Source organism: Pseudomonas sp. A-R-19, from assembly GCF_019956575.1.
Taxonomy (GTDB): domain Bacteria; phylum Pseudomonadota; class Gammaproteobacteria; order Pseudomonadales; family Pseudomonadaceae; genus Aquipseudomonas.
Window position 1 is genome coordinate 29904 of sequence record NZ_JAHBDR010000022.1, and the last position, 12012, is coordinate 41915.

The 12012-nt window shown below is 59.6% G+C and carries 10 protein-coding genes and 1 tRNA gene; 2 read left to right on the forward strand and 9 right to left on the reverse strand.

Annotated elements, in window-relative coordinates; genetic code table 11:
• Positions 1-127 precede the first annotated feature (127 nt).
• Positions 128-1033, forward strand: coding sequence for a LysR substrate-binding domain-containing protein (locus tag KGA88_RS01315; protein ID WP_110661198.1), 906 nt, complete (start codon positions 128-130; stop codon positions 1031-1033).
• A 15-nt stretch (positions 1034-1048) separates the two neighbouring features.
• Here the strand turns inward: KGA88_RS01315 and KGA88_RS01320 are convergent, their stop codons facing one another.
• Positions 1049-3106, reverse strand: coding sequence for a methyl-accepting chemotaxis protein (locus KGA88_RS01320; protein ID WP_223588366.1), 2058 nt, complete (start codon positions 3104-3106; stop codon positions 1049-1051).
• Positions 3107-3440: 334 nt separating this feature from the next.
• Here KGA88_RS01320 and KGA88_RS01325 point away from each other — a divergent pair, with 334 nt between their 5' ends.
• On the forward strand, positions 3441-4658 hold the full coding sequence (locus KGA88_RS01325; RefSeq protein ID WP_223588371.1) for an MFS transporter: 1218 nt from the start codon (positions 3441-3443) through the stop codon (positions 4656-4658).
• Positions 4659-4825: 167 nt separating this feature from the next.
• On the opposite strand, the gene ychF is transcribed toward KGA88_RS01325, so the two are convergent.
• The 8 genes from ychF to KGA88_RS01365 all read right to left on the reverse strand — a co-directional run bounded on the left by ychF (position 4826) and on the right by KGA88_RS01365 (position 11743).
• Complete coding sequence (gene ychF, locus KGA88_RS01330) at positions 4826-5926, reverse strand: redox-regulated ATPase YchF (RefSeq protein ID WP_056726278.1); 1101 nt, start codon at positions 5924-5926, stop codon at positions 4826-4828.
• Positions 5927-5948: 22 nt separating this feature from the next.
• Entirely contained in the window at positions 5949-6533 is a 585-nt protein-coding gene (pth, locus tag KGA88_RS01335; RefSeq protein WP_046030136.1) for an aminoacyl-tRNA hydrolase, read from the reverse strand.
• A gap of 169 nt (positions 6534-6702) precedes the next feature.
• Positions 6703-7302 (reverse strand): 50S ribosomal protein L25/general stress protein Ctc, encoded by a 600-nt coding sequence (locus KGA88_RS01340; RefSeq protein ID WP_110662322.1) that lies wholly within the window; start codon positions 7300-7302, stop codon positions 6703-6705.
• 142 nt (positions 7303-7444) lie between these two features.
• Entirely contained in the window at positions 7445-8386 is a 942-nt protein-coding gene (locus tag KGA88_RS01345) for a ribose-phosphate pyrophosphokinase (protein WP_003171603.1), read from the reverse strand.
• Between the two features lie 46 nt (positions 8387-8432).
• Positions 8433-8507: transfer RNA gene (locus tag KGA88_RS01350), tRNA-Gln, on the reverse strand.
• Positions 8508-8543: 36 nt separating this feature from the next.
• The gene (ispE, locus tag KGA88_RS01355) at positions 8544-9395 is read right to left on the reverse strand and encodes a 4-(cytidine 5'-diphospho)-2-C-methyl-D-erythritol kinase (protein WP_223588375.1); all 852 of its coding nucleotides are present in this window, start codon (positions 9393-9395) and stop codon (positions 8544-8546) included.
• A 1-nt stretch (position 9396) separates the two neighbouring features.
• Positions 9397-10014, reverse strand: a complete 618-nt coding sequence (lolB, locus tag KGA88_RS01360) for a lipoprotein insertase outer membrane protein LolB (protein ID WP_110662320.1) — start codon at positions 10012-10014, stop codon at positions 9397-9399.
• Between the two features lie 4 nt (positions 10015-10018).
• Positions 10019-11743 (reverse strand): tetratricopeptide repeat protein, encoded by a 1725-nt coding sequence (locus KGA88_RS01365; protein WP_110662950.1) that lies wholly within the window; start codon positions 11741-11743, stop codon positions 10019-10021.
• Positions 11744-12012: the final 269 nt, after the last annotated feature.

A 12012-nucleotide genomic window follows, 5' to 3' on the forward strand; every position in this document is an offset into this window, starting at 1 on the left:
GGTGTTGTAACCAGCTGTTTTTTTGTTCTGCTGTGGATCGATTATCAGCGAGGGGTTGCGGGGGCGAAACTTCAATTTTAACATAGGGGTTGTTAAAAAATTTAACAGCAAAAGGCGCCCGGAACTCATGCCCGACCACCGTTTGCCGCCGCTCAACGCGGTGCGTGCCTTTGATGCCGCAGCCCGGTTGGGCAGCTATGTCGAAGCCTCCAAAGCCCTGCACGTGACCCAGCCGGCCATCGGCCGTCATGTGAAGTTGCTGGAAGACTGGCTGGGCATCCAACTGTTCGAGCGCACCTCTCGCGGGGTCAACCTGACGCTGGCGGGGGAGAAGTACCACCGCAAGATCAGCGCCGCCTTGCAACTGATCATCGAGGCCGGAAAAGAGGCGCAGCCCAAACACGCCGAGCGCTGGTTGCGCATCATGGTGGTGCCGGGGTTCGCCAAGCGCTGGCTGATGCCGCGCATCGAGGCCATGCGCCATCTGCGCCCGGGTTTGAAATTCGCCATCGAACCCAACTCCACCTTCACCGAAGTCGACGGTAAAAGCGCTGACCTCGGCATCGTCTACGGGGTGGATGGCCAATATGCCCACTCGCGCACCAGCCTGATTTGCCCTCGGGTGTTTCCGATCTGCTCCCCCGACTACCTGGCCAGTGTCGCGCCCATCGACAGCCCGGCGGACCTGGTGAAGCACAACCTGATCCACGTCGATGACGGCGAATGGTGGAACCTGTGGTTCGCCGCCAACGACCTCGACATCCACCTCAATTCGGACATGCTCTACGTCAACAATGACCATGCATTGTCGGTGGCCGAGAGCGGGCAGGGCATCGCACTGGCCAACGAAGTGCTGGTGCGCGAAGAACTCCATAGCGGCAAGCTGGTGCGGGTGGTGGACGCGCAGGTGAAGCTGGAAAGCTATCGGGTGCTGACGCCGTCCGCCGAGCTCTCGGCGGACGTGGCGTGGTTTATCGACTGGCTCAAGACCGAGCTGGAGCAGGACTTCCCGGAGGCGGTGATCCGCGCCTGAGAAGTCCTGGCAGGTTCAACTCAAACGGAAGCGTCCAGTGTTGTCGCTGAGGGCCTTGCTGCCGTGGCTCAAGGTGTCCGCTGCCTGATTCACCGCGCGCGCCCCTTCGAGCAAACGCACCGCCGCTTGATCGACCTGCTGGATATTGCCGCTGACCTCGTCGGCGGTACTGGCCTGTTCTTCAACCGCCGTGGCGATCTGCGCCAGGGTATCGGTGACGCTCTGCACGGCACTGGCGATTTCCCCGAGTCGTTCACCGAGGTCGGTGACCGTTTGTGCATCATTCTCTGCCTGAGAGCACGCGGCTTGCATCAGGTTGACGGCCTCGTTCACGGTGTGACGCAGGCTGTCGACCGTACCGGCTATCTGTGCGGTCGACGATTGCGTGCGTTGTGACAGGCTGCGTACTTCATCGGCCACCACCGCGAAGCCACGCCCTTGCTCGCCCGCCCGCGCCGCCTCGATGGCGGCGTTGAGGGCCAACAGGTTGGTCTGCTCGGCGACGCCGCGAATGGTGTCGACCACCAGCTGAATCTGCTGTCCCTGCTCGCTGACCCGGCCCAGCGCCGCAGCGGTCTCGTTCAGGCGTTGATTGAGTTGCTGGATACTCGCGGTGGTGCGTTGGCTGTCACGGCTGCTGTCGGCGGCAATGCGCCGGGTGTGCTGGGCGCTGCCAGAGGCCTGTTCGCAACTGTGGGCCACCCCTTGTGAGGTGGCGGCCAGTTGCGTCGCCGCCGCGGCAATCTGGCTGATCTGCAACTGCTGGGCTTCGACTTCACCCAGGGCGTCGCTGGAATGATGGTTGAGGGCTTGCACTGCGTGGCTCAATTGCAGGGTTTCGTGGTCGACCCCTTGCAGGCTGGTGCGCAGTTGCACCACGGCGACGTTCAGCGCGGTGCTGATGACTGCCAGTTCGTCCCGGCCTTGAACCGGCACTTGCAGGCTCAGATTGCCGTCGCGCAAGGCCTCGGCCAGTACTGTGATGCCGCTGGCGCTGCGACGGATCGAAGCCTGCAAGCAGATGAACAGATACAGCGCGGCCAGTAACAGGCAACCCAACACGGTGGCCGCCACAATGAACTGGCGGATCGCCGAGCCGTGGTAGTAATCCAGGCGTTGATCCAGCGACACCAGCGACTGCTGGCGCAACGAGGCGAGTTCAGTGAGCAGGGCATCGAGACTGCGTTCGAAGTCATCCGGCTTGAGGTTGATGCTGCCGCCGAATACACCGTCATCAAGGACTTTCAGGCCTGCATCGAGGCGCTTGAGGCTGTCATGGTATTGCCCGGCCCAGGTTTGCAGGGCGCTGGGCAAACGTGCTTCGAGCAGGCTCGCGGTTTTAACCAACTGCTCCCGTGCGTCGCCAATGCGGCTGCGCAGGTCGCGCAGTTGCAGGCGGCTTTGCAGGGTGAATTGCCCGGACACAACCGATGCCTGGCCTACCGCCGCCAGTCGACCGACCCGCTCGATCAGGTCGGGCGCATGCTGGGTGGAAATCTGCGTCAGCAAATAAGTCTCAAGCCACGGCGCCAGCGTCAGGCGATTGTCCATGGCGATCTGCTCGCGCAAGGCTTGCAGGGCGCTCAAGGCGTTGGTGAAGCGATCGTAGCCATCCGGCCACCAGCCAACACTGCTCAGGCTTTTTGAGTCAAGGCCATCGAGGGCGGTTTGCAGGGACTGGTAGCGGGTCAGCGTCTGACCTTCTGCACCTTCTTTTTGCAGGGCATTGCCCAGCTCGGCAGTGGCCTGGCTGACGGCTGGCTGCACCGTATCGAAGGCGGCCATCGCGGCGAGGGTGGCCGGCGTTGGCTGGCGATTGGTTTCCGTGGCACGCCAGCGGGCGGCGCGATCACGCTGGGCGGCGAGCAGGTCATCCAGCACATCAAGCGCCAGCAGTTGCCGCACCCCGGCGCGTTCGCCGGAGATCAGGTTGAGTTTGTCGCGATAATCCTGGCCGATCATCCACAGGCTGCCGGCCAGCGGCAGGATAAACAGCAGAAACAACAACTGGAATTTGCGTGCAAAACCAAAACGCCCCAGCAGCCCGATCCCCGGTGATAAAAAAGCCTGCATGCCCCATGACTCCTCTGGACACCACGCACTATTGGCGTGCGTCGGAGGTTGTTGCACCGCCGACCCGTGCCCTCTAAAAAGGCCTCGAAAGTTCACCCTTGTCCGCTCTGTAGGCCGACTCTGTGGCAAAACTTCCCATTGTCGGCCTCCTTTGTAAGGAAGCCGCGTTCAAGCCGACAAGGAAGGCAAGATTCAGACCATGGCGTTGCGCCATCAAGGTTGTGGCGATGAAGATGGAGGTCGTTAGCAGGCTAAGGGGATGGCGTTGCTGCACTGAAAAATGGCACATTGGCGCACCTGCCCGTTTGCACCCATCTGTTGTACGGAAAACCCCATGGCTATCAGCAACGCCCAGACCGGCTCAGTGCCGGCATCCGCAACGCCCCAAAGCAGCCCCCTGGTGATGCGCATCATTGGCGCGGTGGCGCTGGCGCATTTGATCAACGACCTGATCCAGTCGGTGCTGCCGTCGATCTACCCGATGCTCAAGGCCAACTATGGCCTGACCTTCACCCAGGTCGGCCTGATCACCCTGACGTTCCAGTTGACGGCCTCGCTATTGCAGCCGTGGGTGGGTTACTACACCGACCGCCATCCAAAACCGTGGCTCTTGCCGGCGGGTACGGTCTGCACCTTGATCGGGATTTTGATGATGTCGGTGGTCGCCAGCTTCCCGTTGATTCTGCTGGCGGCGGGCCTGATCGGCATCGGCTCTTCGACCTTCCACCCGGAAGCATCCCGCGTGGCGCGCCTGGCTTCGGGCGGGCGCTTCGGGCTGGCGCAGTCGACCTTCCAGGTCGGCGGCAACGCAGGCTCGGCGTTCGGCCCGTTGCTGGCGGCGGCGATCATCATTCCCTACGGACAGGGGCATGTGGCGTGGTTCGGCCTGTTCGCGGTGTTTGCGCTGTTCGTGCTCTATCGGATCAGCCGCTGGTACGCCAACCACTTGAACCTGTTCAAGCTCAAGCAAGGCCAGGCCGCGACTCACGGCCTGTCGAAGGGTCGAGTGACCAGCGCGCTGGTGGTACTCGGGTTGCTGGTGTTCTCCAAGTATTTCTACATGTCGAGCCTCACCAGCTACTTCACCTTCTACCTGATCGAGAAGTTCGACCTGTCGGTGGCCAGTTCGCAGTTGCACCTGTTCCTGTTTCTCGGCGCGGTAGCGGCGGGGACATTCTTCGGCGGACCGATCGGCGACAAGATCGGGCGTAAGGCGGTGATCTGGTTCTCGATCCTCGGCGTTGCGCCGTTCACCTTGTTGCTGCCCCATGTCGACCTGTTCTGGACCAGCATCCTCAGCGTGGTCATCGGCTTCATCCTCGCCTCGGCGTTCTCGGCCATCGTGGTATACGCCCAGGAACTGGTGCCGGGTAATGTCGGGATGATCGCCGGGGTGTTCTTCGGCTTGATGTTTGGTTTTGGCGGGATTGGCGCGGCGTTGCTCGGGCATCTGGCGGACATTCACGGCATCGAATACGTGTACTACCTGTGTTCGTTCCTGCCGTTGTTTGGCGTGTTGGCGATCTTCCTGCCGCGTACCCGGAAGGCGTGAGTAGCAGGTGACCTGTAGGAGCCGGCTTGCTGGCGATGAACGATTACGCGGTTTGCCTGGTTAACCGCGGCGTCCGGATCGCCAGCAAGCCGGCTCCTACGGGATGCGGAGATGTCAGGCACAAAAAAGCCGCGTATCAAACGCGGCTTTTTCTTGGGGGTTGCGGCTTACACGTTGAAGCGGAAGTGCATCACGTCGCCGTCTTTAACGATGTAGTCCTTGCCTTCCAGGCGCCATTTACCGGCTTCCTTGGTACCGGCTTCGCCCTTGTACTGGATGAAGTCGTTGTAGGCGATCACTTCGGCGCGGATGAAGCCTTTTTCGAAATCGGTGTGGATCACGCCAGCGGCTTGTGGTGCGGTGGCACCGACGCGGACGGTCCAGGCGCGGACTTCTTCGACACCGGCGGTGAAGTAGGTCTGCAGGTGCAGCATTTCGTAGCCGGCGCGGATCACGCGGTTCAGGCCAGGCTCTTCGAGGCCCAGGGCTTCGAGGAACATGTCTTTCTCTTCGCCGTCATCGAGCTCGGCGATTTCCGCTTCGATCTTGTTGCACACCGGTACAACCATGGCGCCTTCTTCTTCGGCGATGGCGCGCACAACGTCCAGGTGCGGGTTGTTCTCGAAGCCGTCTTCAGCGACGTTGGCGATGTACATGACCGGCTTGGTGGTCAGCAGGTGGAAGCCCTTGATCACCGCCTTCTCGTCGGTGCCCATGTTCTTCATCAGGCTGCGCGCCGGCTTGCCTTCGGTGAAGTGAGCGATCAGTTGCTCCAGCAGGCCTTTCTGGACCACTGCGTCCTTGTCACCGCCCTTGGCGTTGCGCGCGACTTTCTGCAGTTGCTTCTCGCAGCTGTCGAGGTCGGCGAAGATCAGTTCCAGGTCGATGATTTCGATGTCGCGTTTCGGGTCGACGCTGTTGGAGACGTGAATCACGTTCTCGTCTTCGAAGCAGCGGACTACGTGGGCGATGGCATCGGTTTCACGGATGTTGGCCAAAAACTTGTTACCCAGGCCTTCACCTTTCGACGCGCCGGCAACCAGGCCCGCGATGTCGACGAATTCCATGGTGGTCGGCAGGATGCGCTTTGGATTGACGATGGCCGCCAGGGCATCCAGGCGCGGATCCGGCATCGGCACGATACCGCTGTTCGGCTCGATGGTGCAGAAGGGGAAGTTCTCGGCCGCGATCCCGGATTTGGTCAGGGCGTTGAACAGGGTGGACTTGCCGACGTTAGGCAGGCCGACGATGCCGCAATTGAATCCCATGGTGTTTCCCCTCGGATAAGAGTCAGGCCTTCTGGCTGTGCAGGTTTTTCATCGCGCGGTTCCATTCCCCGGCGAGGATATCCGGCAGCACGCCGAGGGCAAAGTCGATGCTGGCATCGAGTTTTTCCTGTTCGGCGCGTGGCGCACGACCCAGGACGAAATTTGAAACCATACTGGCAACGCCCGGGTGGCCAATGCCAAGCCGCAGGCGATGAAAGGTATTCTGATTGCCCAGTTGCGCAATGATGTCGCGCAACCCGTTGTGACCGCCATGGCCGCCGCCCTGCTTGAGCTTGGCAACGCCGGGTGGCAGGTCGAGTTCGTCGTGCGCCACGAGGATTTCTTCAGGCTTGATGCGGAAGAAACCGGCGAGTGCCGCTACGGCCTGGCCGCTACGGTTCATGTACGTGGTGGGAATCAGCAGACGAACATCCTGACCCTGATGCGAATAGCGACCGGTCAGGCCGAAATACTTGCGATCCGCCACAAGGTTCACGCCTTGTGCGTTCGCGATGCGCTCAACAAAAAGGGCCCCTGCGTTATGCCGGGTCTGTTCGTATTCAGCGCCTGGATTTCCCAGGCCAACGATCAGTTTGATGGCAGTCACGATAGGGGCCCTTCCTTGGAGTGGTGGATAACATCGCCGCGATCAGGGAAAGCGGCGAAAGTGGACGAAAAATGCTCATTTACCATGATGTAAACTCCGCGTTCTCGCCCGCTTTCTCGCTATGCTCTAGTCCGCGATGTTTCCGGTCACTCCGGCGTACAGAGTAAAATTACTCTGCAGCGCCTTCTGCAGCTTCTGGAGCAACACGTGGAGCGTGGACGTTGGCAACAGCCTTGTCATCGCCGTGTGCCAGAGCAACGAATTCAACGCCTTTAGGAGCTTTGAGGTCCGACAGGTGAATGATCGCGCCGATTTCGGCGTTAGCCAGGTCGACTTCGATGAATTCAGGCAGGTCTTTCGGCAGGCAGGAAACTTCGATTTCCGAAGTAACGTGCGAGATTTCGCCGCCTTTCTTGATCGGTGCTTCTTCGTTGATGAAGTGCACTGGAACGATAGCGGTCAGTTTCTGGCCAGCTACTACGCGTACGAAGTCAGCGTGCATCACGTGGCCTTTGGCCGGGTGACGCTGCAGGGCTTTGATCACGACGTTCTGCTTGGTGCCACCAACGTTCAGCTCGATGATGTGGCTGTAAGCCGCTTCGTTTTCGAGCAGTTTGGCAACTTCTTTGGCCAGCATGCTGATGGATTCAGGGGCTTTGTCGCCACCGTAAACTACAGCTGGAACCAGGCTTGCGAGACGACGCAGGCGGCGGCTCGCACCTTTCCCCAGGTCGGAACGCACTTCAGCATTCAGGGTAAAATCGTTCATGTTGTATCTCCAAAATAACCACATTCGCCCCAGCGTTTGCGACCAGCGCTAAAGGCGATATGGGCAAAAAAGCCCCGCCCCGACAGGAATGCCGGGGCGGGGCGCTTTTCGTCAACGAGACATTTCGAGAAGGGCAGGGCCCTTAGCGGAACATCGCGCTGATCGATTCTTCATTGCTGATGCGGCGGACCGCCTCGGCAACTACCGGTGCGATATCCAGTTGGCGGATACGCGCACAGGCTTGTGCTGCAGCGGACAGAGGAATGGTGTTAGTGACCACCAACTCGTCCAGCACGGAATTTTCAATGTTTTCGATCGCCCGACCCGACAGCACAGGGTGCGTGCAGTAGGCGAAAACCTTGGCAGCGCCATGCTCTTTCAGGGCCTTCGCCGCGTGGCACAGGGTGCCGGCGGTATCGACCATGTCATCGACCAGAATACAGGTACGCCCTTCGACATCACCGATGATATGCATCACTTCAGAGTGATTGGCTTTCTCACGGCGTTTGTCGATGATCCCGAGATCCACGCCCAGGGATTTGGCAACGGCACGTGCACGCACGACGCCACCAATGTCCGGGGACACGATCATCAGGTTTTCGAAGCGCTGATCTTCGATGTCATCCACCAGAACCGGGGAGCCGTAGATGTTATCTACCGGAATATCGAAGAAACCCTGGATTTGGTCAGCATGCAGATCAACCGTGAGAACACGATCGATGCCGACTACGGTAAGCATGTCAGCGACGACTTTCGCGCTGATAGCCACACGTGCGGAACGCGGACGGCGATCCTGACGGGCATAACCAAAGTAAGGAATAACAGCAGTGATACGAGTAGCCGAGGAGCGGCGGAAGGCATCAGCCATCACTACCAGTTCCATCAGGTTATCGTTGGTCGGAGCGCAAGTCGGCTGAATAATGAAGACGTCTTTACCGCGGACGTTTTCATTGATCTCGGCTGTAATTTCGCCGTCGGAAAATTTACCGACAGAAATGTCACCGAGAGGGATATGCAGCTGACGTACGACACGCCGAGCCAGATCGGGGTTAGCGTTCCCCGTAAAGACCATCATCTTGGACACGCGCAGTACCTGAAGGCTGAGGGTAACCTGGATGAGTATTAGAAAATGGCAGGGGCGGCTGGATTCGAACCAACGCATGGCAGGATCAAAACCTGCTGCCTTACCGCTTGGCGACGCCCCTGTATCTGTTGCAACGATTACCCAGTAATCGGTTCCTTTAGAGCAGACTTTGAAGCTTGCGATGCAACATCGAAATGTTGCTTCCTTTTGCTACAAAACCTGTAAGGGTCTCTGTCAGAAGGGCCGAGACTTTATCAGCTTCAGCTTTGCTTGGGAAGCCCCCAAACACACAACTTCCAGTTCCGGTGAGTTTTGCTTCGGTAAATTTACCTAGCAAATTCAAGGCGTTACGTACCTCTGGATAACGTCTTGTTACCACCGGCAAGCAGTCATTTCGACTGTTTCCCTTGGGAACGGGGCGCACTTTAATGGGAGGAGTGTTACGTGTCAACAACGGATCTGAAAAAATTTCTGCCGTACTTACAGAGACTTGCGGTACCAGCACGAGATACCAGGGTTCTTCGGGGTCGACAGGGGTGAGTTTCTCGCCCACACCCTCGGCGAAAGCCGCGTGGCCGCGCACGAAAACCGGGACGTCTGCGCCCAGCGTCAATCCCAGGCCAGCCAGGCGATCTTCATCCCAGCCCAACTGCCAGAGGTGATTCAAGCCAAGCAATGTCGTGGCGGCGTTCGAGCTGCCGCCACCGATACCGCCGCCCATTGGCAGGATTTTTTCAATCCAGATATCGACGCCCAGCGAACAACCGGATTGCTCCTGAAGTTTTTTCGCGGCCTTGACGATCAGGTTGCTGTCGTGGGGAACGCCGGGGAACTCGGTGTGCAGTTGAATGACGCCGTCATCGCGCAGGGCATAGGTGATCTCGTCACCGTAATCGAGAAACTGAAACATGGTTTGCAGTTCGTGGTAGCCGTCTTCGCGGCGACCCAGAATGTGCAGCATCAAATTGAGCTTGGCCGGCGAGGGCAGTGTCAGGCGATTGTCTGGCATTTCACTGCCCCAATTTGCGCGGTTGCCAAGTCTTGATCACCAGCGTGACATCCAGGTCGGTGCCATGAAGTTTGATCCGTTCGGGCAACCAGTAACCGTTCAGTTGGGTGTATTCGGTGTATTCGACCTGCCAACCGTCCTGTTCGAGACTGGCCAAACGACTGTCGCCGTCCAGCGTCAGGCGGCTTTTGCTGTCCGGAGCCGGGAGGCCGCGCACCCACCAGGCCAGGTTGGACACCGGCAGCTTCCAGCCAAGCTGTTCTTCGAGCAACACTTCCGGATTCGGCGCGTCGTAACGCCCCTGGTTGGCGACTTCCAGCGACACCTTGCCCGGACGTCCGGTCAGGCGAGCCGCACCGCGACCCAGTGGTCCGGACAGGCGAATGTCGTAGTAATCCTGGCGTTGCAACCAGAACAGCGTGCCGCTGCCCGAGTCTTTCGGAGCGCGAATGCCGATCTTGCCGTCGATCTGCCAGCCATCGAGGCCGGTCAGTTGCTGTTTGTGTTCGCGCCATTGGGCGGCGTTGCCATGCCCCTCGACCGACTCGCGGGGACCCAGGCCCGCGCAACCGGCGAGCAGGGCGATAAAACTGAAAACGATGAAATGGCGCAAAAACATAATCTTAAAGAGTCTCTGATCCGGTCAGGCGTTTGATGGTGCCGCGCAGGGTCGGGCTGTCGGGTTGTTCCTTGAGGAACTTGCCCCAGACTTGCCGGGCTTCACGTTGTTTGCCATTGGCCCACAGCACTTCGCCCAGGTGAGCGGCGACTTCCTGGTCGGGGAAGCGATCCAGGGCCTGACGTAGCAGGCGTTCGGCTTCGTCGAGATTGCCCATGCGGTAATTCACCCAGCCAAGGCTGTCGAGTACCGCCGGGTCCTCCGGACTGATCTGGTGTGCCTGTTCGATCAGGGCCTTGGCTTCGGCGTAGCGCGTGGTGCGGTCGGACAGGGTGTAGCCAAGGGCGTTCAAGGCCATGGCATTGTCCGGATCGCGCTTGATGATCAAGCGCAGGTCTTTTTCCATCTGCGCCAGGTCATTGCGTTTTTCCGCCTGCATGGCGCGGGTGTAGAGCAGGTTCAAGTCGTCCGGGTATTGCTGCAAGGCTTGTTGCAGAACACCCCAGGCCTTGTCGCCCTGATTGTTGGCGGACAGGGTTTCGGCTTCGATCAGGTACAGCTGGATTGCATAATCCGGCTGCTCATCGCGCTGCGCCGCCAGTTTGCGCTGGGCTTCGGCGGTCTTGCCGTTGTCGATCAGGATGTCGGCCTGGCGCAATTGCGCCGGCAGGTAGTCGCTGCCCGGGCCAACCTTGGCGTATTCGATCAGGGCGCCTTGCGGGTCGTTCTGTTCTTCGGCGATGCGGCCGAGGTTCAGGTGTGCCGAGTCGACGTGGCTTTCCCGGTCGATCAGGTCTTCCAGATAACCCTTGGCCTCATTCCAGGCCTTGGCTTCCAGGCAGACCAGTGCCAGGGAGTAACGCAGTTCGTCGTCTTCCGGGTACTGCTGGACCAGGCTCGAGAACTCGGCCTTGGCATCGTCCATGCGGTCCTGTTCAACCAGCATGCGTGCGTAAGTCAGGCGCAGGCGCTTGTCGTCCGGGTATTTCTTGATGCTTTTTTGCAGCAGTGGCAGGGCTTCGTCGCCGCGATCCTGGGTTTGCAGCAGGCGTGCGCGCAGCAGGATCGGCGCTATTTCGCCGTCTTCGGGTGGATTGTTTTCCAGCAGCGTCAATGCGCCTTTGGCGTCGCCGTCCTGTTGCATCAGCAAGGCCTTGCCGAAAATCAGCTGGCTGTTGTTCGGATGGCGTTGCAGCAAACGGTCGAAGCTTTTCATCAAGCCGTTGCGGGTGTCCTGGTCGGTGTCGGCCGCGGACAGCGCGAGGAAGTCGAAATGGGTGTCGCCCTTGCCTTGCAGGACTTTCTCCATATAGACCATGGAGTCGTCATAACGCCCGGCGCGTGCCAGTTGCACGGCGGCGGCGCGTTGCGCTTCGAGGTCGTCGGGGGCGTTTTTGGCCCAGATCAATGCGGTGTCCAGGGCTGCCTGATCGGCACCCAGGTATTCGGCGATACGGAATGCCCGCTCGGAAATGCCCGGATCCTGAGTGTTGATGGCCTGGGTCACATAGTTGTCCAAGGCAATGTCGAAACGATTGCGCTGGCCAGCCAGTTCGGCGCTCAACAGGCTGAAGACGGTTTCCTCGCTGAATGAGCTGTAGACCTTGGGCTTTTCAGGGGCCGGGGTGCTGTCTTCCACCGGAGGGGTACCGTCCGACGACACGGGTGCCAATGCCTGGCAGCCGCTGAGGAAGATAAAAGCGAGGAGCAACGCGGAAGATCTATTCATATAGGAAGAGGACGACTAACCTGCGGTCGGATCATCATGACACAAGCTTTCGGCCAAACATAACCGGCCCGGCATTTTCACACGCACACGGTCCCTGTAGGAGCTGGCTTGCCAGCGATGGTCGTTAACGATGACGCGTTTCTACCGGAAAGACGCGGCGACAGTCAGTCCATCGCTGGCAAGCCAGCTCCTACAGGGATTGTGTTTAAACGAGAACCGCTCGCAACGTGGACGCCGCCTAACGGCGCGATAGATATCGAGTAGTTGTT

What these genes read in the sequence shown, in the direction of transcription:
- KGA88_RS01315 (WP_110661198.1), top strand. Translation starts at nt 128, where the DNA reads ATGCCCGACCACCGTTTGCCGCCGCTCAACGCGGTGCGTGCCTTTGAT.
- KGA88_RS01320 (WP_223588366.1), bottom strand. Translation starts at nt 3,106, where the DNA reads ATGCAGGCTTTTTTATCACCGGGGATCGGGCTGCTGGGGCGTTTTGGT.
- KGA88_RS01325 (WP_223588371.1), top strand. Translation starts at nt 3,441, where the DNA reads ATGGCTATCAGCAACGCCCAGACCGGCTCAGTGCCGGCATCCGCAACG.
- ychF (WP_056726278.1), bottom strand. Translation starts at nt 5,926, where the DNA reads ATGGGATTCAATTGCGGCATCGTCGGCCTGCCTAACGTCGGCAAGTCC.
- KGA88_RS01340 (WP_110662322.1), bottom strand. Translation starts at nt 7,302, where the DNA reads ATGAACGATTTTACCCTGAATGCTGAAGTGCGTTCCGACCTGGGGAAA.
- ispE (WP_223588375.1), bottom strand. Translation starts at nt 9,395, where the DNA reads ATGCCAGACAATCGCCTGACACTGCCCTCGCCGGCCAAGCTCAATTTG.
- lolB (WP_110662320.1), bottom strand. Translation starts at nt 10,014, where the DNA reads ATGTTTTTGCGCCATTTCATCGTTTTCAGTTTTATCGCCCTGCTCGCC.
- KGA88_RS01365 (WP_110662950.1), bottom strand. Translation starts at nt 11,743, where the DNA reads ATGAATAGATCTTCCGCGTTGCTCCTCGCTTTTATCTTCCTCAGCGGC.